The 24609-nt window shown below is 73.3% G+C and carries 21 protein-coding genes; 13 read left to right on the top strand and 8 right to left on the bottom strand.

Annotated features, from left to right (window positions below):
• Window positions 1–29: 29 nt before the first annotated feature.
• The 3 genes from ACWGN5_RS12535 to ACWGN5_RS12525 all read right to left on the bottom strand — a co-directional run bounded on the left by ACWGN5_RS12535 (window position 30) and on the right by ACWGN5_RS12525 (window position 3604).
• Entirely contained in the window at window positions 30–1289 is a 1260-nt protein-coding gene (locus ACWGN5_RS12535) for an NAD(P)/FAD-dependent oxidoreductase (RefSeq protein WP_453513888.1), read from the bottom strand.
• Window positions 1290–1406: 117 nt separating this feature from the next.
• Complete coding sequence (locus ACWGN5_RS12530) at window positions 1407–2735, bottom strand: deoxyguanosinetriphosphate triphosphohydrolase (RefSeq protein ID WP_453513885.1); 1329 nt, start codon at window positions 2733–2735, stop codon at window positions 1407–1409.
• Between the two features lie 35 nt (window positions 2736–2770).
• A complete protein-coding gene (locus ACWGN5_RS12525) occupies window positions 2771–3604 on the bottom strand; it encodes a sirohydrochlorin chelatase (RefSeq protein ID WP_453513883.1) in 834 nt (277 codons plus the stop codon).
• A 174-nt stretch (window positions 3605–3778) separates the two neighbouring features.
• Here ACWGN5_RS12525 and ACWGN5_RS12520 point away from each other — a divergent pair, with 174 nt between their 5' ends.
• Window positions 3779–4168 carry a hypothetical protein gene (locus tag ACWGN5_RS12520; protein ID WP_453513881.1) on the top strand — a complete coding sequence of 130 codons (390 nt, stop codon included), beginning with the start codon at window positions 3779–3781 and terminating at the stop codon, window positions 4166–4168.
• Between the two features lie 5 nt (window positions 4169–4173).
• Here the strand turns inward: ACWGN5_RS12520 and ACWGN5_RS12515 are convergent, their stop codons facing one another.
• A complete protein-coding gene (locus ACWGN5_RS12515; protein WP_453513879.1) occupies window positions 4174–4635 on the bottom strand; it encodes an N-acetyltransferase family protein in 462 nt (153 codons plus the stop codon).
• 117 nt (window positions 4636–4752) lie between these two features.
• Between ACWGN5_RS12515 and ACWGN5_RS12510 the strand changes: the two genes are divergently transcribed.
• The 4 genes from ACWGN5_RS12510 (at window position 4753) to ACWGN5_RS12495 (ending at window position 10201) form a co-directional block, all read left to right on the top strand.
• On the top strand, window positions 4753–5475 hold the full coding sequence (locus tag ACWGN5_RS12510; protein ID WP_453513876.1) for an aquaporin: 723 nt from the start codon (window positions 4753–4755) through the stop codon (window positions 5473–5475).
• Between the two features lie 31 nt (window positions 5476–5506).
• Window positions 5507–6190, top strand: a complete 684-nt coding sequence (locus ACWGN5_RS12505) for a SanA/YdcF family protein (RefSeq protein ID WP_453513875.1) — start codon at window positions 5507–5509, stop codon at window positions 6188–6190.
• 146 nt (window positions 6191–6336) lie between these two features.
• Entirely contained in the window at window positions 6337–7986 is a 1650-nt protein-coding gene (locus ACWGN5_RS12500) for an FG-GAP repeat domain-containing protein (protein WP_453513873.1), read from the top strand.
• A 109-nt stretch (window positions 7987–8095) separates the two neighbouring features.
• Window positions 8096–10201, top strand: a complete 2106-nt coding sequence (locus ACWGN5_RS12495; protein WP_453513871.1) for a molybdopterin oxidoreductase family protein — start codon at window positions 8096–8098, stop codon at window positions 10199–10201.
• Here ACWGN5_RS12495 and cutA read toward each other — a convergent pair.
• The 3 genes from cutA to ACWGN5_RS12480 are packed head-to-tail and all read right to left on the bottom strand — an operon-like array spanning window position 10188 to window position 14586.
• A complete protein-coding gene (gene cutA, locus ACWGN5_RS12490; protein WP_453513869.1) occupies window positions 10188–10907 on the bottom strand; it encodes a divalent cation tolerance protein CutA in 720 nt (239 codons plus the stop codon). The genes ACWGN5_RS12495 and cutA overlap by 14 nt on opposite strands.
• Window positions 10904–12856, bottom strand: a complete 1953-nt coding sequence (locus ACWGN5_RS12485) for an ABC transporter transmembrane domain-containing protein (protein ID WP_453513868.1) — start codon at window positions 12854–12856, stop codon at window positions 10904–10906. Before ACWGN5_RS12485 ends, cutA begins: the two co-directional genes overlap by 4 nt.
• A complete protein-coding gene (locus tag ACWGN5_RS12480) occupies window positions 12853–14586 on the bottom strand; it encodes an ABC transporter ATP-binding protein (protein ID WP_453513867.1) in 1734 nt (577 codons plus the stop codon). Before ACWGN5_RS12480 ends, ACWGN5_RS12485 begins: the two co-directional genes overlap by 4 nt.
• A gap of 166 nt (window positions 14587–14752) precedes the next feature.
• Here ACWGN5_RS12480 and ACWGN5_RS12475 point away from each other — a divergent pair, with 166 nt between their 5' ends.
• The 5 genes from ACWGN5_RS12475 to ACWGN5_RS12455 all read left to right on the top strand — a co-directional run bounded on the left by ACWGN5_RS12475 (window position 14753) and on the right by ACWGN5_RS12455 (window position 19163).
• A complete protein-coding gene (locus ACWGN5_RS12475; RefSeq protein WP_453513866.1) occupies window positions 14753–15514 on the top strand; it encodes an aminotransferase class IV in 762 nt (253 codons plus the stop codon).
• Window positions 15515–15542: 28 nt separating this feature from the next.
• Window positions 15543–17246 carry a right-handed parallel beta-helix repeat-containing protein gene (locus ACWGN5_RS12470; protein WP_453513864.1) on the top strand — a complete coding sequence of 568 codons (1704 nt, stop codon included), beginning with the start codon at window positions 15543–15545 and terminating at the stop codon, window positions 17244–17246.
• Entirely contained in the window at window positions 17243–17650 is a 408-nt protein-coding gene (locus tag ACWGN5_RS12465; RefSeq protein ID WP_453513862.1) for a hypothetical protein, read from the top strand. The genes ACWGN5_RS12470 and ACWGN5_RS12465 overlap by 4 nt, the downstream gene beginning before the upstream one ends.
• A 250-nt stretch (window positions 17651–17900) precedes the next feature.
• Window positions 17901–18449 carry a hypothetical protein gene (locus ACWGN5_RS12460; protein WP_453513860.1) on the top strand — a complete coding sequence of 183 codons (549 nt, stop codon included), beginning with the start codon at window positions 17901–17903 and terminating at the stop codon, window positions 18447–18449.
• A gap of 96 nt (window positions 18450–18545) precedes the next feature.
• Window positions 18546–19163, top strand: a complete 618-nt coding sequence (locus ACWGN5_RS12455) for a class F sortase (RefSeq protein WP_453513858.1) — start codon at window positions 18546–18548, stop codon at window positions 19161–19163.
• A 16-nt stretch (window positions 19164–19179) separates the two neighbouring features.
• On the opposite strand, the gene ACWGN5_RS12450 is transcribed toward ACWGN5_RS12455, so the two are convergent.
• Complete coding sequence (locus tag ACWGN5_RS12450; RefSeq protein WP_453513856.1) at window positions 19180–19965, bottom strand: sulfite exporter TauE/SafE family protein; 786 nt, start codon at window positions 19963–19965, stop codon at window positions 19180–19182.
• A 241-nt stretch (window positions 19966–20206) separates the two neighbouring features.
• On the opposite strand from ACWGN5_RS12450, the gene ACWGN5_RS12445 reads away from it, so the two are divergent.
• The 3 genes from ACWGN5_RS12445 to nirD are packed head-to-tail and all read left to right on the top strand — an operon-like array spanning window position 20207 to window position 24590.
• Window positions 20207–21733: an FAD-dependent oxidoreductase gene (locus ACWGN5_RS12445; RefSeq protein WP_453513855.1), complete on the top strand. Its 1527-nt coding sequence runs from the start codon at window positions 20207–20209 to the stop codon at window positions 21731–21733.
• Window positions 21730–24261 (top strand): nitrite reductase large subunit NirB, encoded by a 2532-nt coding sequence (gene nirB / locus ACWGN5_RS12440; protein ID WP_453513853.1) that lies wholly within the window; start codon window positions 21730–21732, stop codon window positions 24259–24261. Before ACWGN5_RS12445 ends, nirB begins: the two co-directional genes overlap by 4 nt.
• Window positions 24258–24590, top strand: coding sequence for a nitrite reductase small subunit NirD (nirD, locus tag ACWGN5_RS12435; protein WP_453513852.1), 333 nt, complete (start codon window positions 24258–24260; stop codon window positions 24588–24590). Before nirB ends, nirD begins: the two co-directional genes overlap by 4 nt.
• Window positions 24591–24609 lie beyond the last annotated feature (19 nt).

The raw sequence follows: 24609 nt of genomic DNA, 5'->3' as shown, positions 1-24609 counted from the left end.
GCATGAATTCTACGGGTCGCCCGGTCCGATCAGATCAGGCTCTCCAGGGGTACGGAGGGGTCGGCGAGGGCTTCTGTGTCCACGGCCGTACGGGCGCGGATGAGGTCCTGGACGGGGTCTGTGACGTCCCACACATTCACGTTCATGCCGGCGAGGACGCGGCCCTCCTTGAGCCAGAAGGCGATGAACTCGCGCTTGCCGGTGTCGCCGCGGACCACGACCTGGTCGTAGGAGCCGGGCGGCGCCCAGCCGGAGTACTCCATGCCGAGGTCGTACTGGTCGGTGAAGAAGTACGGCACCCGGTCGTAGGAGACGCGCTGCCCGAGCATGGCGCGGGCGGCGGCCGGGCCGCCGTTGAGGGCGTTGGCCCAGTGCTCGACGCGGAGCCGGGTGTGCAGCAGCGGGTGGTGGAAGGCGGCCACGTCGCCCGCGGCGAAGATGTCGGGGTCGGAGGTGCGCAGGGACTCGTCGACGGCGATGCCGCCGCCGTCGGCCCGGTCGACGAGGGCGAGCCCGGAGTTCTCGGCGAGGACGGTACGGGGCGCGGCGCCGATCGCGGCGAGCACGGCGTGCGCCGGGTGCTCCTCGCCGTCGTCGGTGCGGACGGCGAGGACCATGCCGTCCTGGCCGACGATCTCGGTGAGCCGGGCGCCGAAGTGGAAGCGGACGCCGTGGTCGGTGTGGAGATCGGCGAAGAGCTGGCCGAGCTCGGGGCCGAGGACCCGGTGCAGCGGGGTGGGGTCGAGCTCGATGATGGTGACCTCGGCGCCGTAGCCGCGGGCGGCGGCGGCGACCTCCAGGCCGATCCAGCCGCCGCCGGCGATCACCAGGTGGCCGTTGTCCCGGCCGAGGCCGGCGAGGACCTGGCGGAGCCGGTCGGCGTGGGCGAGCCGGCGCAGGTGGTGGACGCCGGCGAGCTCGGTGCCGGGGACGTCGAGGCGGCGCGGCTCGGCGCCGGTGGCGAGGAGCAGCTTGTCGAAGCGGATGACGGTGCCGTCGCCGAGACGGACGGTGCGGGCCTCCCGGTCGATGGCGGTGACGGACTGGCCGAGGTGGAGCTCGACGTCGTTCGCCGCGTACCAGGCGGCGTCGTGGACGAAGACGCTGTCGCGTTCCTTGGCGCCGGTGAGGTAGCCCTTGGAGAGCGGTGGGCGCTCGTACGGGTGGTCGCGTTCGTCGCCGATGAGGATCACCCGGCCGTTGAACCCTTCGGCGCGCAGTGTCTCCGCCGCTTTGGCCCCTGCCAGGCCCCCGCCGACGATGACAAAGGTCTGATCTGCGTCGACCACGTCGTTTCCTCCTCGTTGCGACCGGTTCCAACCTACGCCCCCGGGCGTTCGTCCCGTCGTACCTCCCCGGGCCGTGCCTGCGAGGGTCCCGTACGGACGGAGGTGACGGAAGAGGCCCTACGCCTGCCGGGTGCGGAGGCGGGCGTGCAGGGCGCGGGCGGAGGCGTCGGTGAGGTTGGCGATCTGGTCGACGAGGACGCGCTTGCGGGCCCGGTCGTCGGGGGCCGCGTCGAAGGCGGCGCGGAACTGCGGTTCGAGGCCGTCGGGGGCGCGGGCGACGAGGGCCTCGGCGAGCTCGGCGACGACGATCCGCTGGTCGGCGCGGAGGGCCTCCTGCTCGGCGCGCTGCATCACGTACCGGTCGGCGACGGCCTTGAGAACGGCGCATTCGTTACGGGTCTCACGGGGGACGACGAGCTCGGCCGCGTACCGGGTGAGCCGGCCCGAGCCGTACTCCTGGCGGGTCGCGCCCTCGGCGGCGAGGCAGAAACGCCCGATGAGCTGGCTGGTGGCGTCCTTGAGCCGGGCCTGCGCGACGGCCGAGCCGTCGTAGCCGTGCGGCCACCACTCCTGGTCGACGAGCCGGTCCAGGGCCTCGGCGAGCTCCTGCGGGTCGGTGTCCTCGGGTACGTACCGGCCGAGGGCGACCGCGAAGACGTCGGCGCGCTCCGGCTCCGCGTACAGCATGTTCGGGTCGATGTGCCCGGCGTGCAGCCCGTCCTCGAAGTCGTGCACCGAGTAGGCCACGTCGTCGGACCAGTCCATGACCTGGGCCTCGAAGCACTTGCGGTGGGCCGGGGCGCCCTGCCGGATCCACTCGAAGACCGGCAGGTCGTCCTCGTACACGCCGAACTTCGGCGAGCCGGGGTCCTCGGGGTGACCGCCGCGCGCCCACGGGTACTTGGTGGCCGCGTCGAGGGCGGCGCGGGTGAGGTTGAGCCCGACGCTGACGAGCTCCCCCTCGTCGTCCTTGACGAAGCGCTTGGGCTCGATGCGGGTGAGGAGGCGGAGCGACTGCGCGTTCCCCTCGAAGCCGCCGCAGTCCTTCGCGACGTCGTTGAGCGCCTGCTCGCCGTTGTGCCCGAACGGCGGGTGGCCCATGTCGTGGGAGAGACAGGCCGCCTCGACGAGGTCGGGATCGCATCCGAGGGCGGCGCCCAGCTCACGGCCGACCTGGGCGCACTCCAGGGAGTGGGTGAGCCGGGTCCGGGGGCTGGCGTCCCAGGCGTGGCTCCTGGTGCCGGGGGTGACGACCTGCGTCTTGCCGGCGAGCCGGCGGAGCGCCGCCGAGTGCAGCACGCGGGCGCGGTCCCGCTGGAAGGCGGTGCGCCCGGGGCGTTTGTCGGGCTCGGCGGCCCAGCGCTCGGTCGCGGCGGAGTCGTACCCCGGGGTGTCGGTGATGCCTGCGATGTCTGCGCTGCCCTTGGTGTCCTCGATGCCTTCCATGTCTCGAAGGTAACCGGAGGGACCGACAGAAGAGCTCAGACGGCGGCGAGTTCCCGGACGCGGGCCTTCTCGTAACGGTGCAGGACCAGGCGGGCGAGGGCCGGATGCGCGCCGAGCGGGTCCGAGGCGATCCAGGGGGCGTGGGCGGCGGCCCGGCTCGCGAAGAGGCCCGGGGCGGTGAAGCAGGAGGCGACCGCGACCCGGCGGCCCCTGGCTTCGAGGGCACGGACGGCTTCGGGGACGGTGGGCGCGGCGGCGGAGGCGTACGCCGGGACGACCGGGACGCCGCCGAGGCGCTCGCCGAGGAGGGCGGCGATCCGGCGGATCTCGGCGCGGGACCGGGGGTCGCGGGAGCCGGCGGAGGCGAGGACGACGCCGCGGTCGCCGTCGTGGGTCCAGCCGGCCTCGGCGAGGCGGTCGGCGAGGGCCTCGACGAGGAGCGGGTGGGCGCCGAGGGGTTCGGCGACGCGGGCGGTCGCGGCCGATGCCGCCACCGCCGCGGGCAGGTCGTGGGTGACGTGGTGGCCGGGGGCGAGGAGGAGGGGGACGAGGACGGCGTCCCGGCCCTCGGCCGCGAGGTCCGCGAGGGTCTCGCCGAGGAGCGGGGCGTTCAGCTCTATGTGCGCGAGGCGGACGTCGAGCCCGGGGCGGAGCTCGCGGACCCGGTCGAGGAGGCGGGAGAGGGTGGCGCGGGCGCGGGGGTCCCGGCTGCCGTGGCCCACGGCGACGAGGGTGGGCTTCATGGGCGGGTGTGCCTCCTCGCGGCGGGGGCCGTACGGGCGTACGCGGCCGAGCTGGGTCCCGAGCTGCTCGGTGATCCTGCCGAGCAGCTCGGCGGCGCTGTCGAACGTGCGGTCCGGGTCCGTCATGGACCGATCGTGCCGGGGGCGCGTTGCCTGGCCGTTGCGGCGGGGTCACGGCTCTTTTCCGTCCGCTCACCGATTCCGTGCAGGTGATGCCAGACGGCGCCTGGAGTGCTGTCGTGAGGGTGTCCACGTCGTTCGTCACATGACGACCTCGGACCGCACCACCAGGAGGAACCGGTGTCATTCCCGCCGCTGCGCACCCCCGAAGAGAAGCTCGCCGAGGCGAAGGAGCTGTTGAGCCTCCCGCGCATCGTCGTGATCTGCGGCTCCACCCGCTTCATGGCCGAGATGAACGAGGCCGATCTGCGGGAGACCGAGGCCGGAAGGATCGTCGTCAAACCGGGCTGTGACCTGAAGTCGCCGCACGAACTCTGGTCCGATCCCGTCGAGGCCGAGGCGCTGAAGGTCCGGCTCGACGATCTGCACCGGGCGAAGATCCGGCTCGCCGACGAGGTGCTCGTGGTCGGCGACTACGTCGGAGACAGCACCCGAGCGGAGATCGCCTACGCCCGGTCGCTGGGCAAGCCCCTGCGGTTCACGCACCCCGAAGTCGACCCCGGGGCCTGAGCGGGTCAGTTCTCCGGACGCCAGAGGTACCGGACATCCGGCTCGCGTTCTTCGTTGCGCTGCCCGTCGGTGTGCTCGACGGCCACGAAGCCGTGCCGTTCGTAGAAACGCCGCGCCGGGGCGTTGACCTGGAACGTCCACAGCGTCAGGCCGGCCGCACGACGCTGCTTGGCCAGATCCACCAGACGGTCGCCGATGCCCTGGCCGCGCCACGGCGGATCGATGTAGAGCTGATCGAGGTCTTCGCCGTCCAGCACCATCATCGCGACGACCGCCCCGTCGACCGTCGCCACCCACGTCTCCTGGCCGGGGACGACGACCTCCCTAAGCCAGTACCGGACTTCCTCGTCCGTATGGGCTCGGCGCACGCCCGGAAGGGCCGCCGTGTAGGAACGCAGCCACACATCGGCCACCGCGGCGGCATCGGAGTCGACCGCGCGGCGGATGGCAAGGTTGTTGATCTTCACGGCGCCGCATCCTCGCAGACGCGCGCGGCGACCGCATGCGATTTCTCCGGGGCGCGGAGGCCACCCCCCTCCCCTCCCCCCTTTTTTCGTTCCGAATCACGGAATATCTTTTCCACTATGAGAATGTCCCCGCCCGCGCTGTCCCGGCGCGTCGCCGCCGAGTTCATCGGCACCGCCTCCCTCGTCGCCGTCGTCGTCGGCTCCGGCATCCGCGCCGACTCCCTCAGCCAGGACATCGGCGTCCGGCTGCTCGCCAACGCCGCCGCCTCCGCCCTCGGCCTCGGCCTGCTCATCGCCCTCATCGGCCCGCTCTCCGGCGCCCACTTCAACCCCGTCGTGACCCTCTCCGAGTGGTGGTCCCGGCGGCACGAGACCCGGGGACGTGACGCCCTCGCCTACATCGGCGCCCAGCTCGCCGGGGCCGTCGTCGGAGCCCTGCTCGCCGAGGCCATGTTCGGGCGGGCGCCCGGCTCCTGGGCCACCGAGCCGCGCTCGGCGCTGCACCTGCTGCTCGGGGAGGCCGTCGCCACCGCCGGCCTCGTCCTCGTCGTGCGGGGGCTGCGGCACATCGGCCGCCCCGGGCTCGCCCCGGTCGCCGTCGCGGGATACATCGCGGCGGCGATCTGGTTCACCTCCTCCGGCTCCTTCGCCAACCCGGCCGCCACCCTCGGCCGCGCCTTCTCCGACTCCTTCACCGGTATCGCCCCCGCCTCCGTCCCCGCCTTCGCCGCCGCGCAACTGCTCGGCATGCTCCTCGGGATGGGCCTCGCGGGTGTGTTGTACGGAACAGACCGGGCTTCCGGTGAACCGAACGCCGCCGAGGCGCGTCGGACCGGGTGACACCAGTTCCCCGCTCACCGGAGGTTTCCGCATGCCGGCACGGCTCACCCGGTTGGTCCCCCGCACCACCCGGGCCCGCCGCCGTACCGTCCAGGCCGTGATGCTGGGCGCCGTCCTCGCCCTCGCACCGGCCACCTGGATGCAGACCGCCGCCGCCGGGAAGATCCGTACCACCGCCGACGTGCCCGCCCGGGACGTCGCCGTCGTCTTCGGCGCCGGCCTCTGGAACGGCCGCCCCACCCCGTACCTCGCGCACCGTCTCGACACCGCCGCCGAGCTGTACCGCACGGGCAGGGTCCGGGTCCTCCTCGTCACCGGCGACAACAGCCGGACCGCGTACGACGAGCCGAGCGCCATGCGCGCGTACCTCACCGCGCGCGGGGTGCCGGACGGCCGGATCGTCAGCGACTACGCGGGCTTCGACACCTGGGACTCCTGCGTCCGCGCCCGGAAGGTCTTCGGCGTCGACCGGGCCGTCCTCGTCACCCAGGACTTCCACATCAAGCGGGCCGTCGCGCTGTGCGACCGGGCCGGGGTCGACTCGTACGGGGTCGGCGTCCCCGAACCCCACGACCGCACCTGGTACTACGGCACCACCCGCGAACTGTTCGCCGCCGCCAAGGCCGCCCTCGACGCCGGACTCCGCCCCGATCCCCACTTCCTGGGCCCGCAGGAGAAGGGCGTCGCCGAGGCGCTGGCCTCGGCCGGTTCCTGAGATCGGCCGGTTCCTGAGGGCGGCCGACCGGGTGTCGGCGAAAGGTTGTACGCGGAGGATCTTCTTTTCCGTTCCTCGCGGACCTTACGATCCGGACGCCTCCGGGGATCCCGGTGTGCCCTTCCACCGTGTCCCAGGAGGGACCTTTGCTTCATACGCACCACCGGCTGGCGGCCTGCACGGCCTTCGCGCTCGGCGTGGGCCTGGTGTCCGCCGGCCCCGTCTCCACCGCCGCCGCGGCCCCGGCCGGAGCCACCGCCACGCCCGCGAAGCCCCGGTTCGACTGGGACGGCGACGGCCGCAGCGACCGTATCTACCGCTCGGCCGCCACCGGCAAGCTGACGATCGCCCTGTCGAAGACCGGCACCAGCGCGCCCTTCACGATCGGCGCCGACGACCTCGCCGGCAGCGTCAGCCAGGAGATCCTGGCGGCGGACAACCTGTGGGGCACCGACGCCCCCGACCTGCTGACGATCCATTCCGACGGCACGCTCCGGCTGCACTCCACGGTGAGCCCCACGGCCACCGACAAGGCGCTCGTCTGGCAGGGCAAGGGCTGGCAGATCTACAACAAGGTCCTCGCGCCCGGCGACCTGACGAAGGACGGATTCCAGGACCTGCTGGCCCGTACCCCGTCCGGCGCGCTCTACCTGTACGCCGGCAAGGGCGGCACGGTGGACTACACGGGTCCGTTCAAGTCGCGCGTCAAGGTTGGCGAGGGCTGGCAGGGCTACGACCAGCTCGTCGGCACCAACGACCTCGACGGCGACGCGATCGCCGACCTCGTCGCCCGGACGCCGGCCGGCGACCTGTACTTCTACAAGGGCACGGGTTCCGCCACCGCCCCGTTCAAGGCCCGCGTCCGGATCGGCGGCGGCTGGAACACGTACAACCAGGTCATCGGCACCGACGACCTGAACGGCGACGGCAAGGGCGACCTGCTGGCCCGCACGTACAGCGGCGCCTTCTACAAGTACCTCTCCGTCGGCGGCGGGAAGTTCGGGACGCGGACGTACTACGGCGGCGGCGGCCAGAACCTCTCGTACTACCTCGGCCAGGGCGGCGTACCGGCCTTCGGCAAGCACAGCCTGCTCGCCGTGAACGCGGCGGGCACCGCCTACACCGTCGGGACGCTGTCCAACGGCACGCTCACCGCGCCCCAGCAGTACGGCGGGGCCGGAGAGCAGTACTGGCGGGTGCACAACACCCACGGCCTCGACGAGGCCGACCGGGCCACCGTGCTGACCGCCTACAACCCCGGCCTGATGAGCGACCGCGGCGGCGAGGTCTCCACCAGCGCGGCCTTCTACAACTACGCCGAGATCGTCTCGGTGGGTGACGTCACCGAGGACGGCAAGGCCGACGTCCTCGGCCTGGACCTGTGGGGCAACCTGTTCCTCCACCCGGGTCTGAAGGACTACAGCCCGCCGCGCGTCGGCGCGGCCGTGAAGGTCGCCACGGGCTGGCAGGCGGACACGCTGGTCGGCACCGGGGACGTCACGGGCGACGGCCGCCCCGACCTCGTCTCCCGGGACGGCGACCGCCTGTACGTGCATCCCGGCACCGGCTCGGCGACCGCGCCGTTCGCCGCGCGCGTCCTCATCGGCGCGGGCTGGGGCGGGTACGACCACCTGGCCTCGCCCGGCGACATGAACGGCGACGGCCGGGCCGACCTGGTCGCCGTCACCCCCGGCGGCGACGTGTACCGCTACACGGCCACCGGTCTGCGCGGCTCCGCCACGTTCGGCGCCCGCGTCAAGATCGCCACCGGCTGGAAGTACGACGACGTCAGCTGACGTCACGGTGCCCGCCTCACCCTGAGGCGGGCACCGAACTGAGCGGAGAGCACCGCGCCCGTAATACGCCGCGCCGCCCCGCGTAACACGCCGGACGCATCCTGGCGGCATGTCCGACGCCGCCACCGTGCCCACCCACTGCCCCTACTGCGCCCTGCAGTGCGGCATGTCGCTCCGCCCCACCGGCGCCCCGGAGCTGCCCGCCGAGGTGGTCGAGCGGACCGACTTCCCCGTCAACAGGGGCGCCCTGTGCGGCAAGGGCCGCACCGCCCCCTCCGTACTCTCCTCCCGGGTCAGGCTCACCGAGCCCCTGGTCCGACGCCCTGACACGGGGGCCCTGGAGCCCGCGTCCTGGGAGGAGGCACTCGCCGCCGTCGCCGACGGGCTGCGCCGGACCCGCGCCGACCACGGTCCCGATGCCGTGGGGGTCTTCGGCGGCGGCGGCCTCACCAACGAGAAGGCGTACACCCTCGGCAAGTTCGCCCGGCTCGTCCTCGCCACCTCGCAGATCGACTACAACGGCCGCTTCTGCATGTCCTCCGCCGCGGCCGCGCACCAGCGGGCCTTCGGCCTCGACCGGGGACTCCCCTTCCCCCTGGAGGACATCCCGAGGACCGGCTGCGTCATCCTCGTCGGCTCCAACCTCGCCGAGACCATGCCGCCCGCCCTGCGCTACCTCACGGAGCTGAAGGAGAACGGCGGGAAGCTGATCGTCGTCGACCCCCGCCGCACCCGCACCGCCGAGCAGGCCGACCTCCACCTCGCGCCGCGCCCGGGAACGGACCTCGCCCTCGCCCTCGGCATGCTGCACCTGGTGGTCGCCGAGGGGCGGGTCGACGAGGCCTTCGTCGCCGACCGCACCGACGGCTGGGAGGCCGCCCGCGCCGGGGCCATGTCCCACTGGCCCGAGCAGGTCGAGCGGATCACCGGGGTGTCCGTGCCGGAGCTCCGCGCGGCCGTCGCGATGTTCTGCGACGCCGAGAACGCCATGGTGCTGACCGCCCGCGGCCCCGAGCAGCAGTCCAAGGGCACCGACACCGTCGGCGCCTGGATCAACCTCTGCCTCGCCACCGGGCGGGCCGGCCGCCCGCTCAGCGGCTACGGCTGCCTCACCGGCCAGGGCAACGGCCAGGGCGGCCGCGAGCACGGCCAGAAGGCCGACCAGCTGCCCGGCTACCGCAAGCTCGACGACCCGGCCGCCCGCGCCCACGTCGCCGGGGTGTGGGGCGTCGCCCCGGAGTCGCTGCCGGGGCCCGGGCGGAGCGCGTACGAACTCCTCGACGCACTCGGCGGCGAGGTGAAGGCGCTGCTCCTCATGGGCTCCAACCCGGTGGTCTCCGCGCCCCGCGCCGCGCACGTCGAGGGGCGCCTCCGGTCGCTCGACTTCCTCGCCGTCGCCGACGTGGTCCTCTCCGAGACCGCCGAACTCGCCGACGTCGTCCTGCCCGTGACCCAGTGGGCGGAGGAGACGGGCACGATGACCAACCTGGAGGGCCGGGTACTGCTCCGCCGCCGCGCCCTCACCGCGCCCGAGGGCATCCGCAGCGACCTGGAGGTGCTGCACGCGCTCGCCGGGCTGCTCGGCTGGGAGAAGGGCTTCCCGACCGATCCGGAGGAGGTCTTCGAGGAGCTGCGCCGCGCCTCCGCGGGCGGCCCCGCCGACTACGCGGGCATCAGCTACCGGCGGATCGAGGAGGAGCAGGGCGTCTTCTGGCCCTGCCCCGAGCCCGGGCACCCGGGGACGCCCCGGCTGTTCCTGGACCGGTTCGCGACGGCCGACGGGCGGGCCCGGTTCGTGCCGGTGGTGCACCGGGCGGCGGCCGAGGAGACGGACGCCGACTACCCGGTGGTCCTGACGACCGGCCGGGTGGTGTCCCAGTACCAGTCGGGGGCCCAGACCCGGCGGGTCGACGAGCTGAACGCCGCCGCGCCCGGCCCCTTCGTGGAGCTGCACCCGCGGCTCGCCGAGCGGCTCGGGGTCGCCGAGGGCGAGCGGATCGCGGTGGTCTCGCGGCGCGGGCGGGCCGTCGCCCCGGCCCGGATCACCGCGTCGATCCGGCCGGACACCGTCTTCATGCCCTTCCACTGGTACGGGGAGGGGCGGGCGAACACCCTGGTGAACCCGGCCCTCGACCCGGTCTCGCGGATGCCCGAGTTCAAGGTGTGCGCGGTCCGGCTGGAGGCCGTCACCGAAAAGGGGGCTACGGGCGCATGAACCAGTCGCCGCTCTCGATGACGGGGCCCAGGGGCGCGTCCGGCGCCGCCAGGAACACCCAGGCGGACACCCGCGCCCCGTCCCGTACCCGTACGACGTCCATCGCCACCCGCTCGTAGCCGACGGGCAGCTCCAGGCGGTCGAGCAGCCCGAACAGGTCGCTGTAGTCGCCGGCCGAGGGCGTGAGCAGGGTGCCGACGACCTTGCCCTCGGCCGCCGGGACGACGTACGGATAGCCCGGCCCGTCGTGCAGGACGGCCCCGTGCAGCACGGCGTCCGCCTCGGTGCCGATCCGGCCGGCGAGGAACCGGTCGTGGTTGTACGCGCCCGGGCGCAGCGTCCCGTACACGAAGAACGGCCGCTCGTCGGGGGCAGGGGTCGCGATCTCCGCGGCCCCTGCGGTCTCGCGTTCCACCCACCGGGCGTACCCCTCGCTGACCCGGGTCACCCGGGTGGCGAGGATCTCGGGCGTCTCGTAGTCGTGGGCGGCGAGGAGGTGGGCTTCGAGGGCCTGGTAGCGGGCCTCGGTGGTCTTGAACACCACCTCCCACTCCTCGGCGGTCTCGATCGCGCCGTGCCAGTGGTAGACGGAGGTGACGGGTCCCGAGATCTGCGCGCAGGCGACGAGGCGGGCCTCGACGGCGCCGCGCGCCAGGGCGTCGGCCTTGGCGCGGGCGTCGGTGGTGGTGCGGACGGTGACGATCACGTCTCCACCGTACGGGCGAACTGGGCGGCGTGCAGCCGGGCGTAGGCGCCTCCGGTGGCGAGGAGTTCCTCGTGGGTGCCCTGCTCGGCGATGGCGCCCTCGTCCATGACCAGGATGGTGTCGGCGTCGCGGATGGTGGAGAGCCGGTGGGCGACGACGAAGCTGGTGCGGCCGGCGCGCAGGGAGGTCATGGCCTGCTGGACGAGGCGTTCGGTGCGGGTGTCGACGGAGCTGGTGGCCTCGTCGAGTACGAGGATCACGGGGTCGGAGAGGAACGCGCGGGCGAGGGTGACGAGCTGCTTCTCGCCGGCGCTGAGGCCGCCGCCGTCCTCGTCGAGGACGGTGTCGTAGCCGTCGGGCAGGGTGCGGACGAAGCGGTCGGCGTGGGCGGCCTTCGCGGCGGCGACGATCCGCTCGCGGGAGACCTCGCCGGGGACTCCGTAGGCGATGTTGTCGGCGATGGTGCCGCCGAAGAGCCAGGCGTCCTGGAGGACCATGCCGGTGGCGGAGCGGAGCTCCTCGCGGGTCATCGCGGCGGTGTCGACGCCGTCGAGGGTGATGCGGCCGCCGGTGACGTCGTGGAAGCGCATGAGGAGGTTGACCAGGGTCGTCTTGCCGGCGCCGGTGGGGCCGACGATGGCGACGGTCCGGCCGGGTTCGACGGTGAGCGACAGGTCCTCGATGAGCGGCTTGCCGTCCTCGTAGCGGAAGGCGACCTGCTCGAAGGAGACCCGGCCGCGGAGTTCGGCGGGCTTGCGCGGCCGGGCCGGTTCCGGGGTCTCCTCCTCGGCGTCGAGGAGGTCGAAGACCCGCTCGGCGGAGGCCACGCCGGACTGGAGGAGGTTGGCCATGGCGGCGACCTGGGTGATGGGGCCGTTGAAGTCGTACGAGTACTGGATGAAGGCCTGCACGTCGCCGACGGACAGGGTGCCGCTCGCCACCCGCAGGCCGCCGACGACGGCGATGGCGACGTAGTTCAGATTGCCGACGAAGGTCAGCGCGGGCTGGATGAAGCCGGAGACGAACTGGGCGCGGAAGCTCGCCCGGTAGAGCTCCTCGCCGAGCTCGTCGAAGCGGCGCACGGCCTCGGCGCGGCGGCCGAAGGCGACGACCTCGGTGTGGCCGGTGATCATCTCCTCGACGTGGCTGCCGAGCCGGCCGGTGACGGCCCACTGCCGCACGAACTGCGGCTGGGCGCGCTTGCCGACGAAGGCCGCGACGGCGACCGAGACGGGCACGGTGGCGAGGGCGACGAGGGCGAGGACCGGGGAGATCCAGAACATCATCACGAGGACGCCGGCCAGGGTGAGCAGGGCGCGCGTCATCTGGCTGAAGGCCTGCTGGAGGGTCTGGGTGATGTTGTCGATGTCGTTGGTGGTGCGGGAGAGGACCTCGCCGCGGGGCTGTCCGTCGAGGTAGGTGAGGGGCAGCCTGGCGAGTTTGTGCTGGGCCCGTTCGCGGAGGCGGTGTCCGGCGCGCTGGACGACGGTGGTGGCGATCCGGAGCTGGACCCAGGTGAGGGCGGAGGAGCCGGTGACGACGGCGACGGAGAGGGCGAGGATCCGGCCGACGGCGGGGAAGTCGACGCCGGTGGTTCCTCTCGCCCCGGTGATCACGAGGTCGGTGGCGCGGCCGAGGAGGAGGGGGCCGAGGACGGAGAGGGAGACGGCGGCGGTGCCCGCGGCGAGGACGGCGAGGAGGAGGGCCCGGTCGGGGGCGAGGGTGCGCAGGAGGCGGAGGCCGGAGGAGCGGAAGGAGAGGGAGCGTTCGAGGGAGGGGGTGGCGAGGCCGGGGCCGCGCTGGGCCGGGGGGCCGGTGCGGGCGGGGGTCTTCGCGGGCCCCGGGGCGGGGGTCTTCGCGGGCCCCGGGGCGGGGGTCTTCGCGGGCCCCTGGGCAGGGGTGGAGGGGGTGGCGGGGCCGGTGGTGCGGGTCTCGGTCGCCGTGCTCATGCGGCTTCCTCCTCGGTGAGCTGGGAGAGGACGATCTCCCGGTAGGTGGGGTTGTCCCGCATGAGGGACGTGTGGGTGCCGGTGCCGACGGTGCGGCCGTGGTCGAGGACGACGATCCGGTCGGCGTGCCGGATGGTGGAGACGCGCTGGGCGACGACGACGACGGTCGCGTCGGCGGTCTCCTCGCGCAGGGCGGTGCGGAGCCGGGCGTCGGTGCGGGGGTCGAGGGCGGAGAAGGAGTCGTCGAAGAGGTAGACGCGGGGGCGGGCGACGAGCACGCGGGCGATGGCGAGGCGCTGGCGCTGGCCGCCGGAGAAGTTGGTGCCGCCCTGGGAGACGGGGGCGTCGAGGCCGTCGTCGAGCGCGCGGACGAAGTCGGCGGCCTGGGCGACCTCCAGGGCGTGCCAGAGCTCCTCGTCGGTCGCTTCGGGTCGGCCGTACCGGAGGTTGGTCGCCACGGTCCCGGAGAAGAGGTACGGCTTCTGGGGGACGAGTCCGACGGTCCGTGCCATCAGCGCCGGGTCGACCTGCCGGACGTCGACGCCGTCGACGAGGACCTCGCCGTCGGTGGCGTCGAAGAGCCGGGGCACGAGCCCGAGGAGGGTCGACTTGCCGCTGCCGGTGGAGCCGATGACGGCGGTGGTCTCGCCGGGGCGGGCGACGAGGCCGACGTCGTGGAGGACGGACTCCTCGGCGCCCGGGTAGCGGAAGCCGACGCCGTCGAGGTCGAGGCGGCCGGTGCCGGGGAGGGCCCGGACGGGGTGGGTGGGCGTCGTGACGGAGGAGCGGGTGTCGAGGACCTCGCGGACGCGCTCGGCGCCGGCTTCGGCGCGCGGCATGTGCATGAGGAGGAAGAGGACCATCATCACGGACATGGAGGTCTGCAGGAGGTAGCCGAGGAAGGCGACGAGGCCGCCCGGCTGGAGGGCGCCGGAGTCGATGCGGTGGGCGCCGACGTACACGAGGGCGACGGTCGTCAGCTGCCAGACGATCAGGACCGTGGGGAACATGAGGGCCTGGAGCCGGCCGGCCTTGAGGCCGACGGTGAGGAGTTCGTCGTTGGCCCCGGCGAATCGTTCCCGCTCGTGCCGGTCGCGGACGAAGGCGCGGACGACCCGGACGCCGGTGATCTGTTCGCGCAGCACGCGGTTGGCCCGGTCGACGCGCTCCTGCATGCCGCGGAAGAGGGGCCGCATGCGGAGCACGACGGTGCCGACGGCGCCGGTCATCACGGGCACGAAGGCGAACAGGACGAGCGCGAGCGGCACGTCCTGGCGCAGGGCCATGACGAGTCCGCCGGCGCAGAGCAGCGGGGCGGCGACCAGCATGGTGAGGACGAGGACGGTGAAGGTCTGGATCTGCTGGACGTCGTTGGTGGTCCGGGTGATGAGGGAGGCGGCGCCGAAGCGGCCGCGCTCCCGGGCGGAGAAGTCCTGGACGCGGCGGAAGACCTCGGAGCGCAGGTCGCGGGCGGCGCCCATGGCGATCCTGGCGCCGGTGTAGGTGGCGGCGGCGGCCGCGGCGGCCTGGAGGAGGGTGACGGCGATCATCGCGGCGCCGCCGGAGAGGACGCGGCCGGTGTCGCCGCGCAGGACGCCGTGGTCGATGACGCCGGCGTTGAGGGTGGGCAGGGCGAGGGAGGCGAGGGTCTGGACGAGCTGGAGGACGACGAGGAGGACGAGGAGGGCCCGGTACGGCCGGAGGCGGGGGACGAGCAGTCGGAACAGCATGTCGGCGATCGTGATACCTCAAGTTTGGTTGAGGTCAAGTGCGGTCCGCCGGGGCGCGGGATCGAGGCCACGTGCTGCCTGCCGGGCCACGCGCGCGCGGCCGCGTGCGGGCCGGAGGACGAGCCGATCAGGGCCAAGTGCCGTGCGGGCGCCGTACGGTGAAGGCATGACGACACCTCCCCCGCACATCGAGATCGACGGAGCCCCGGCGGCCGATCCGGAGCTCCTCGCGGCCCTCACGAGCGGCTACGGCCACTTCACGGCGATGCAGGTACGGGACGGGCGCGTCCGGGGCCTCGCGCTCCACCTCGACCGGCTCGACCGCTCGACCCGCGAGCTCTTCGACCGGAAGCTCGACGGCGGGCGGGTGCGCGAACGCGTCACCGGGGCCCTCGCGAACGCCGGGCGGCGGGACGCCTCGGTCCGGGTGTACGTGTACCCGGGCGTCCGCACCGCAGTGACCGTCGCCGACCCGGCCCCCGACGGCCCCGGCGCCCCGCAGCGCCTGACGACCGTCGACTACTGGCGGCCCGCGCCGCACATCAAGCACCTGGGCGGCTTCGGGCAGCGCTTCCACGGCGACGCGGCCCGGCGGGCCGGCTTCGACGAGGCCCTGCTGACCTCCCCGTACGGCGAGGTCGCCGAGGGCGCGGTCACCAACATCGCCTTCTGGGACGGCACTTCGGTGGTCTGGCCGTCGGCGCCCTGCCTCGCCGGCATCACCATGGCCCTCCTGGAGCCGTGCCTGCCCTCGGTCCGGCGCCCGGTCACACTGGCCGATCTCCCGGGCTTCCGGGCCGCGTTCGTGACCAACTCCCGGACGATCGCGCCCGTGACGGCGATCGACGAGACCACGTTCGCGGTGGACGAGGAGCTCATGGGACGGGTGTACTCGGCGTACGACTCCGTGGAGTGGGACGAGCTCTAGGACGAGCGGGACCGGGGGGAGCAACGGGATGGTCGCGAGATACGTCGTCTCGCCGCACGGGGGCCGCCGGGCCCACCGCGACATCGCGTCGGCGCTCCGCGCGGCGGCCGCACGGGGCCGGGCGGCCCTGATCGAGATCGCGCCCGGGCAGTACGAGGAGGCGCTCACCGTCCGGGGCGAGGTGCGGCTGGTCGCGGCCGAGGGCCCGGGCTCCGTCCTGGTCGGCCGGGGCCGGGGCGCGGCCCTGGACGCGTACGGACAGGTCGTCGTCCAGGGCCTCACCCTGGTCGGCCGGGACGCCGACGTCGTCGGCTGCCACGCGGGCACGCTGACCCTGGAGCACACGGAGATCCGGGCGCCGGGCTCGGTCGCCGTGCACGCGCGCCCGCGCACCGCCGTCACCCTGCGCGAGAGCGTGGTCCTGCACGGCCGCGCGGTCTTCACGGGTGCGGGCGGTCTGGTCGAGCGGTGCCGGTTCACCGACGCCGCCGACAACGCGATCGCCGTGCTGGAGGGCTCCCACGTGGTGGTCCGGGGCAGCCGGATCGAGGGCAGCCGGATCCACGGCCTGCGCGTGAGCGACGCGCGCGCCGAGGTCCTCGGCTGCGAGCTGACCGGCACGGGAAACGCGGCGCTCATCGCGGACGCCCGGGCGCACCTCACCGTCGCGGACTGCGCGATCACCGCCGTGCACGCGGAGGGGGTCATGTTCACCGAGCAGTCCCGGGGCTCGGTCGACAGCACGCGCGTCACCGACGCCCAGCACGGGATCGCCGTCGCGCACGGGGCGGACCCCCTGGTGCGCGGCTGCGTCCTCACCGACTGCCGGGACACCGGCATCAACGTCCAGAGCGCGGCCGGGGGCCGCTTCGAGGACTGCGAGGTCCTGAACGCGAGGAACGTCTCGGTGTTCTCGACGAAGGGCGGAGCACCGGAGGTGCACGGCTGCCGGGTCGCGGGAGGGAACGTCGGCATCGCCGTCACCGAGGGCGCGAGGGGACACTTCACGCGCGTCCGGATCCAGGACCTGACGAACTCCGCGCTGCGGGTCTGGAACGGGTCCGGGGCCGTGTTCGAGGGCGTCCGGGTGGACCGTTGCACGCTGGGCCTGGACACCAAGGGTGACGGCGGCACGACGGCCGACCTCTCCGACGTGGTGTTGCGTGACTTCGAGACCGCGGTGACCGCGCTCGGCGAGTCGAGGGTCACGCTCAAGGGCGTGACGGCGGAGTACGGGGCGGTGGGCTTCTTCGCGGGCGAGGAGGCACGGGTGCTCGTGCAGGACAGCACCGTAACCGCCGTGAGCATCGGCGGGGCCGCCGCGGCCGGCAAGGGGAGGCTCTCCGCGAGGAACCTCACCGTGAACGGCTCCGAGGGAACCGGCCTGGCTGGGAGCGAGTCCGGCTACCTGGACGTGGCGAACAGTGAGTTCACCGACTGCGCGAGCGCGGGCGCCGCCTTCGCCGACCAGAGCTCCGGCCGCCTGGTGGACTGCTCCGTGAACGGGACGGGCGGACCCGCCGTCCTGCACAACAGCCGCGTCGAGCTCGTCTCGCTGCGCACAACACTGCCGGTCGTCCGCAGGACCATCCGCACGGTCGACCAGCCCCCGACGGTCGTCAACCAGATCGGTCCGGTGTTCCACAGGGACGTCCACGGCGCCCAGTTCGCCTGGAACAACGACCACGTCACCCAGAACCAGCAAACCGAAGGAGACGATTCCTCCCGATGAGCGACCAGCAGAACACCCCGCGCAGCGACGGACCGGTCTTCAACCATGGCGTCTCGCACTCCCAGTTCGCCTGGAACAACGAGACCGTCACGCAGAACCAGCAGAGCAACAGCACGGTCGCACCGGGGTACGAGACGCTCGCCGAGCGGGTGAACGAACTCCTCCGGGAGCTCCCCCGGGCCGGCCTCGCCGAGCAGGACCGCCTGGGCACCCAGGAGGCGGCCGAGGAGGTCCTGGCGGAGATCACCGGGCCCGAGCCCGTCGAGCCGGGCCGACTGCGCCGTGCGCTCACCACCCTGCGGGGCGCACTCGCCCCCGTCGCGACGGGGGTCGCGGCCGGGACGGCGGCGGGCGCGCAGGAGTGGGCCGTGGCGGCGATCGGGGGGCTGACGGGGATCGGATGACCCCGGGGGGCCTCTCCGGTGATCACCCGTTCGGCACGGCCCGTCAGCTGACACCCTGTGAACAGCTCTGACCTGCGGAAATGTCGGAAATCCAGTCGACACACCGTATCGAACGGACCAATCCTGATGCCCCATCAGCAGGCGGGGCGGGCGGCGCGGCTCTTATCTCGGTCTCAGAAGGTCCGGCTCCGGGATGTCCCTCCCGGCAGGACCAGCCGGCATGACCGCTCGCGCGCCCCGGAGGACCCCCATGCGCACCACTGCCCGCCTGTTCACCGGTACCGCGCTGGCGGTCCTCGCGATAGGGGCGTTCGGCGCCCCCGCGGCGTACGCGAACGACAACCAGGAATGGAACAACGAGAGCCACCAGTCGAGCGGGAGCAACGGGACGCTGGAGATCTTCCCGTCGTCCGCGTCTCCGGGCGAGACCGTCACCGTGAACACGCTCGCCTGCGGCAAGCACGGCCACGGCGTCGGGGACGCGAACTCGCTCGGCGCGGGCGAGTTCCAGCTCAACCCGAGCACGCACAAGGAGGTCGTGGTCGGACAGTTCAAGGTGCCGGAGCACGTCAAGTCCGGCTCCTACTGGATCAGCGTGGCCTGCGACAACGGCAAGACCGCCCGGGGCGACCTGTGGGTCAAGCACCGGAGTCCCAGCGGCCACGTCCAGACCGGTGTCGGGGGCAGCGTCGGCCCCGACACCGCCCAGGTCACGGCAGGCGTGGCGGTGCTGGCCGCGGCTGCCGTCGGCGGGGTCGTGCTCCTGCGTCGCCGGGCGAGCGGCGCGCAGGGCCACTGAGACCACCGCCCGTCCTGCCCCCGCCGCGCGCCCGAACACGGCCCGGCGGGGGCAGGGCCACATCCACGAAGCGACCGAGGGAATCAGGGAACCCAGGTGAGCAACAGGACCAAGGGCTGGGGCATAGCCGTGGCCGCCTGCGCCGGACTCTGGCTCGTCCAGAACGGCTCGGAGAACGTCACCCCGCCCGTGCCGTCGGCCGCGCAGGCCTTCGCCGCCGGGCCGAGCGTGCACACCGACGCCGCCGCCGACCCGCTGCCGCCCTCCGCGCCGGTCCGGCTGCGGATCCCCGAGACCGACGTGGACGCCCCGATGATGCGGCTCGGGCTCGCGGAGAACGGCGCGCTCGACGTGCCGCCGGCCGCGAACCGGAACATGGCCGGCTGGTACGGGGACGGCACCACGCCCGGCGCGAAGGGCACCGCGATCGTCGCCGGCCACGTCGACAACGCCGACGGGCCCGCCGTCTTCTACACGCTGGGCGCGCTCAGGAAGGGCCACCGGATCGAGGTGGACCGGGCGGACGGGAAGACCGCCGTCTTCACGGTCGACGCGATCGAGGTCTACGACAACAAGAACTTCCCGGACAAGAAGGTGTACGCCGAGGCCGACCGGGCCGAGATCCGGGTGATCACCTGCGGCGGCGGCTTCTCGAAGAAGAACGGCTACCAGGGGAACGTGGTCGCCTTCGGCCACCTCATCGGCGTGAGGTAGCCGGGGTCCGCCGGAATCAGGCCCACTGGTCGAAGGCCAGCTTCGCGACCAGCGAGAGCACGACGACCAGCAGCACCCCGCGCACGAACTCGGCGCCCTTGCTCAGCGCCATCCGCGCCCCGACCGTCCCGCCGACCAGGTTGAAGACGGCCATCACGCCCGCGAGCTGCCAGTACACACTGCCCTGGTAGGCGAACATGGCGAGCGCGCCCGCGTTGGTGCAGACGTTCACGATCTTCGCGGTGGCGGAGGCGGTCACCAGGTCCAGGTGGAGCACGGCGGTCAGCGCGAGGACCAGGAAGGTGCCGGTGCCCGGCCCGAACAGCCCGTCGTAGAAGCCGATGCCGCCGCCGACGACCACGATCGCGGTCAGGATCCGCGCCCGGGTCAGCGGCGCCCGCTCCTCCCCCTCGGTCTTCGCGCCGAAGGAGGGCCGCAGCATCACGAAGGCGGCGACCGCGAGCAGCACCACCATGATCACCGGGCGCAGTACGTCGCTGCTGATCCCGGCCGCGAAGAACGCGCCGCCCATGGAGCCGGCGAGGGCCGCGAGCCCGATCCGTACCGCCGTCCACACCCGCACGGGCGCCTTGCGGACGTAGGTCACGGCGGCCCCGGTGGTGCCGACGATGGCGACGGCCTTGTTGGTGCCGAGGATCTGCGCGGCCGGGACGTGCGGCAGCCCGAGGAGCAGGGCGGGCAGCAGGAGCAGCCCGCCACCGCCCACCACGGCGTCGATCCACCCCGCCACGAGCGCGGCGAGGCAGAGCAGGACCAGGGCTGTCAGCGAGATCTCGGGCATGGCCGTGAGCCTAGGGAGGAGATCGTTGCCCCGTCCATCGATCCGCTGATCGTTGAGCTACGTCTGAGCTTGCGGCGGCCCGTATACGGGAGCGGTGTCCTTGAGGCGCGCTTGGGCCGAGACTGACCGCGCGTTGATCCGGCGGGCCTCACAGCGCCGGGCCCGACGGACGGAGATCAGCGTTCCGTACGGGAAACAGTCGGGATGCCGACGGGTAACACCGGCCCCGCACCCTTCCGGTATGAGTACACGGATCGTGGTGGTCGGGGGCGGAACGGCGGGCGCCCGGCTCGCCCAGCGCCTGCCCGTCACCCTCCTCGGCGAGGAACCGCACGCCCCGTACAACAGGGTGCTCCTCGCCGACGTCCTCGCCGGACGGTACGCCCCCGAGGTCATCGCCCTGCCCGGGACCCGGGAGCCGGTACGGCTGGGGGTGCGGGCGGTACGGATCGACCGCGCGGCCCGGACCGTCGAGTGCGCGGACGGCTCGCTCGTCGGGTACGACCGGCTGGTCCTGGCCACGGGCTCCAACCCGGTCCTCCCGCCGCTGCGCGGGGCCCGCGGGGCGGCCCTCCCTTCCGGGGTCCACCCCTTCCGCACCCTCGACGACTGCCTGGAGCTGCGCGCGCTGGTACGGCCTGGGGTACGGGCGGTCGTCATCGGCGGCGGTCTCCTCGGCGTCTCCGCCGCGCGGGCCCTCGCCGCGCTCGGTGCCGAGGTCGTCCTGGCGCAGCAGGGCGAGCGCCTGATGGAACGGCAGCTCGACGAGCAGGCCTCGGCGCTGCTCCGGGAGCACGTCGAGGCCCTCGGGGTCGAGGTGCACACCGAGTGCCGGGTCAGTGGCCTGCGGCAGCGGGACGGGGCGGTGACGGCGGTCGAACTCGCCGACGGCTTCGTCCTCGACGCGCAGGTCGTGGTCCTGGCGTGCGGGGTCCGGCCCCGGGTGGCCCTGGCCCGGGAGGCGGGCCTGACCGTCGCGACGGGCATCGTGGTCGACGACGCGCTCCGCACGTCGGACCCGTACATCCACGCGATCGGGGACTGCGCGGAGCACGGGGGGCGCGTGTACGGCCTGGCGGGCCCGGCCCTGGAACAGGCGGACGTCCTGACGGAAGTCCTCCTGTCAGAGACCCGGGCCACCGCCCCCGCGCCCGCGCACACACGGGACGGCGGGCGTGACCCCGCCCCCGCGCGCACACCGGACGGCGCCTTGGCTGACGCCCCCGCGCGCACACCGGACGGCGCCCACCCCCGTGTGGGCAATCGTCCCGCTGGGGCGGGACGGGTGGGCACACGGGACGGCGCGCCCAGCGGCGCCTCCGCGTTCCGGACCGACCCGCACCCCGAGGGCGCCGCGCATCCGGTGCGGGCCGAGGGGTCGGAAGCGGAGGCACCCGCAAAGGTGCCGTCCGTTGTGCCCACCCGTTCCGCCCCTGGCGGACGATTGCCCACAACGGACTCCGCCCCGGCGCGATACACCGGCACCCGCGCCCTCACCCGCCTCACCCTCGGCGGCCCCCGCCCCCTCGACCTCGCCGCCTTCGGGCAGGTCACCCCCGAGCCCGGCGACGACGTCGTCCAGCTCACCGATGCCACGCGCGCCGCCTACCGCAAGGTCGTCGTCCGCGGTGACCGGCTCGTCGGGGGCGTCCTCCTCGGCGACCTCGCCGCCGTCGGCGCGCTCGCAAGGGCCTGGGAGGGCGACGAGGCCCTGCCCGACGCGGCCCCCCTGCTCCACCTGCTCACCCACGACGGAGGCTCCTCATGACCACCCCCACCATCGTCCTGGTCGGCCACGGAATGGTCGGCCAGCGGTTCCTGGAGGCGCTCGCCGACCGTGGCGTCACCGAGCGGGCCAGGATCGTGGTCCTCTGCGAGGAGCCGCGCCCGGCCTACGACCGCGTGCAGCTGACCTCGTACTTCTCGGGGAAGACCCCCGAGGACCTGTCGATGGTCGAGGACGGCTTCATGGAGAAGCACGGCATCGAGCTGTACACGGACGACCCGGCCGAGACGGTCGACCGCGCGGCCCGGACGGTGACCGCCCGCTCCGGGCGGGTCTTCGCGTACGACACGCTCGTCCTCGCCACCGGCTCGTACCCCTTCGTGCCGCCCGTCCCCGGCAAGGACGCGACGGGCTGTTTCGTCTACCGCACGATAGAAGACCTGCTCGCGATCGAGGAGTACGCGAAGACGGCGAGGACCGGCGCGGTCGTCGGCGGCGGTCTGCTCGGCCTGGAGGCGGCCGGCGCGCTCAAGGGCCTCGGTCTGGACACGCACGTCGTGGAGTTCGCGCCGCGTCTGATGCCGGTGCAGGTCGACGAGGGCGGCGGCGCGGCCCTGCTGCGGACGATCGAGCGGATGGGGCTGACCGTCCACACGGGGACGGGCACGCAGGAGGTCGTGACGGCGGACGGCGCCGTGACGGGCATGAAGCTGTCGGACGGTTCCGAACTGGCCACGGACATGGTCGTGTTCTCGGCGGGTGTGCGCCCCCGGGACCAGCTGGCCCGGGACTGCGGCCTGGACGTCGGCGAGCGCGGCGGCATCGCCGTGGACGAGCTGTGCCGGACGTCCGACCCGGCGGTGTTCGCGATCGGCGAGTGCGCGCTGGCCTCGGACGGCCGGGTGTACGGCCTGGTCGCGCCGGGCTACGAGATGGCGCAGACGGCGGCGGCCGCGATCGCCGAGGAGACGGTGGACGGCTTCACGGGGGCCGACATGTCGACGAAGCTGAAGCTGCTCGGCGTGGACGTGGCCTCGTTCGGCGACGCGCACGGCACGGCCGAGGGCTGTCTCGACGTCGTGTACTCCGACTCCCGCTCGGGCGTCTACAAGAAGCTGGTGATCTCCGGCGACGGGGTGCTGCTGGGCGGTGTCCTGGTCGGCGACGCCGAGCAGTACGGGCTGCTGCGCCCGCTCACGGGTTCCGTGCCGCCGGTCTCCCCCGAGCAGCTGGTGCTCCCGGCGGGCGCCGGCGCCCCGGTGGCGCTCGGCCCGTCCGCGCTGCCGGACGACGCGGTGATCTGCTCCTGCCACAACGTGACGAAGCACGCGATCGGTCAGTGCACGAGCCTGCCCGAGGTGAAGAAGTGCACGAAGGCCGGTACGGGCTGCGGCAGTTGCGTGAAGACGATCGAGAAGCTGCTGCCGGCCGCCACCGACAAGGGGCTCTGCGGCTGCTTCTCGTACACCCGGAGCGAGCTGTACGAGATCGCCCGCACCCTGCGGCTGACCTCCTTCGCCGCGCTGCTCGACTCGCACGGGCGCGAGGAGGCGCGGGGCGGCGAGGGCTGCGAGGTCTGCAAGCCGACCGTCGGCTCCATCCTGGCGTCCCTCGCCCCGACACTCGGCATTGGCGGCTACATCCTGGACGGCGAGCAGGCCTCCCTCCAGGACACCAACGACCACTTCCTCGCCAACATGCAGCGCAACGGCTCCTATTCGGTGGTGCCGCGCATCCCCGGCGGCGAGATCACCCCGGACAAGCTGATCGTGATCGGCGAGGTGGCCCGCGACTTCGGGCTCTACACGAAGATCACCGGCGGTCAGCGGATCGACCTCTTCGGCGCCCGGGTGGACCAACTGCCCTCGATCTGGACCAGGTTGGTCGACGCGGGCTTCGAGTCGGGGCACGCGTACGGCAAGGCGCTGCGCACGGTGAAGTCCTGCGTCGGGCAGACCTGGTGCCGCTACGGCGTCCAGGACTCCGTGAAGATGGCGATCCAGCTTGAGCTGCGCTACCGGGGCCTGCGCGCCCCGCACAAGCTGAAGTCGGCGGTCTCGGGCTGCGCCCGCGAGTGCGCGGAGGCCCAGTCGAAGGACTTCGGGATCATCGCGACGGCCAACGGCTGGAACCTGTACGTCGGCGGGAACGGCGGCGCGACCCCGCGCCACGCGGACCTGCTCGCACAGGACCTCTCGGACGCCGAACTGGTGCGGCTCATCGACCGGTTCCTGATGTTCTACATCCGGACGGCGGACCGCCTGGAGCGGACGTCGACCTGGCTGGAGCGCCTGGAGGGCGGGCTCGACCACCTCAAGGACGTGGTGGTGCACGACTCGCTCGGGCTCTGCGACGAGCTGGAGGCACTGATGGCCGCGCACGTCGCCGACTACCGGGACGAGTGGGCGGAGACCCTGGACGACCCGGAGCGGCTGCGGCGCTTCGTCTCCTTCGTGAACGCGCCGGGGGCGCCGGACCCGTCGGTCCGGTTCGTGCCGGAGCGCGACCAGATCAAGCCGGACCTCACGATCCTCACGATCGGAAACCTGGAAGGGGCCACTTCCCGATGACGACGACCCTTGAGCTCTCCGTCTCCCCCGATTCCTGGATGGCGGTCTGCGAGGAGGCCCGGCTGACGCCCGGCCGGGGCGTGGCGGCGCTGCTGCCGGACGGCCGGCAGGTGGCCGTCTTCCGGGACCGTTCGGGGCGGACGTACGCGATCGACAACCGCGATCCGTTCACGGGGGCGCAGGTGCTGTCCCGGGGGCTCATCGGCTCGGCGGCCGGGCGGCCGTTCGTGGCCTCGCCGCTCCTGAAGCAGCGGTTCGACCTGGAGACGGGCCGGTGCCTGGACGACGAGGAGGTCGCGGTGGCGGTGTATCCGGTGCGCACCAAGTAACTTGACCGAGCGTTCCAGA

It is taken from the genome of Streptomyces sp. NPDC055815, from assembly GCF_053616475.1.
This window is presented reverse-complemented; position numbering and strand designations above follow the sequence as displayed.

What these genes read in the sequence shown, in the direction of transcription:
- ACWGN5_RS12530 (WP_453513885.1), bottom strand. Translation starts at nt 2,735, where the DNA reads ATGGAAGGCATCGAGGACACCAAGGGCAGCGCAGACATCGCAGGCATC.
- ACWGN5_RS12525 (WP_453513883.1), bottom strand. Translation starts at nt 3,604, where the DNA reads ATGACGGACCCGGACCGCACGTTCGACAGCGCCGCCGAGCTGCTCGGC.
- ACWGN5_RS12510 (WP_453513876.1), top strand. Translation starts at nt 4,753, where the DNA reads ATGAGAATGTCCCCGCCCGCGCTGTCCCGGCGCGTCGCCGCCGAGTTC.
- ACWGN5_RS12505 (WP_453513875.1), top strand. Translation starts at nt 5,507, where the DNA reads ATGCCGGCACGGCTCACCCGGTTGGTCCCCCGCACCACCCGGGCCCGC.
- ACWGN5_RS12495 (WP_453513871.1), top strand. Translation starts at nt 8,096, where the DNA reads ATGTCCGACGCCGCCACCGTGCCCACCCACTGCCCCTACTGCGCCCTG.
- ACWGN5_RS12485 (WP_453513868.1), bottom strand. Translation starts at nt 12,856, where the DNA reads ATGAGCACGGCGACCGAGACCCGCACCACCGGCCCCGCCACCCCCTCC.
- ACWGN5_RS12480 (WP_453513867.1), bottom strand. Translation starts at nt 14,586, where the DNA reads ATGCTGTTCCGACTGCTCGTCCCCCGCCTCCGGCCGTACCGGGCCCTC.
- ACWGN5_RS12475 (WP_453513866.1), top strand. Translation starts at nt 14,753, where the DNA reads ATGACGACACCTCCCCCGCACATCGAGATCGACGGAGCCCCGGCGGCC.
- ACWGN5_RS12470 (WP_453513864.1), top strand. Translation starts at nt 15,543, where the DNA reads ATGGTCGCGAGATACGTCGTCTCGCCGCACGGGGGCCGCCGGGCCCAC.
- ACWGN5_RS12465 (WP_453513862.1), top strand. Translation starts at nt 17,243, where the DNA reads ATGAGCGACCAGCAGAACACCCCGCGCAGCGACGGACCGGTCTTCAAC.
- ACWGN5_RS12460 (WP_453513860.1), top strand. Translation starts at nt 17,901, where the DNA reads ATGCGCACCACTGCCCGCCTGTTCACCGGTACCGCGCTGGCGGTCCTC.
- ACWGN5_RS12450 (WP_453513856.1), bottom strand. Translation starts at nt 19,965, where the DNA reads ATGCCCGAGATCTCGCTGACAGCCCTGGTCCTGCTCTGCCTCGCCGCG.
- ACWGN5_RS12445 (WP_453513855.1), top strand. Translation starts at nt 20,207, where the DNA reads ATGAGTACACGGATCGTGGTGGTCGGGGGCGGAACGGCGGGCGCCCGG.
- nirB (WP_453513853.1), top strand. Translation starts at nt 21,730, where the DNA reads ATGACCACCCCCACCATCGTCCTGGTCGGCCACGGAATGGTCGGCCAG.
- nirD (WP_453513852.1), top strand. Translation starts at nt 24,258, where the DNA reads ATGACGACGACCCTTGAGCTCTCCGTCTCCCCCGATTCCTGGATGGCG.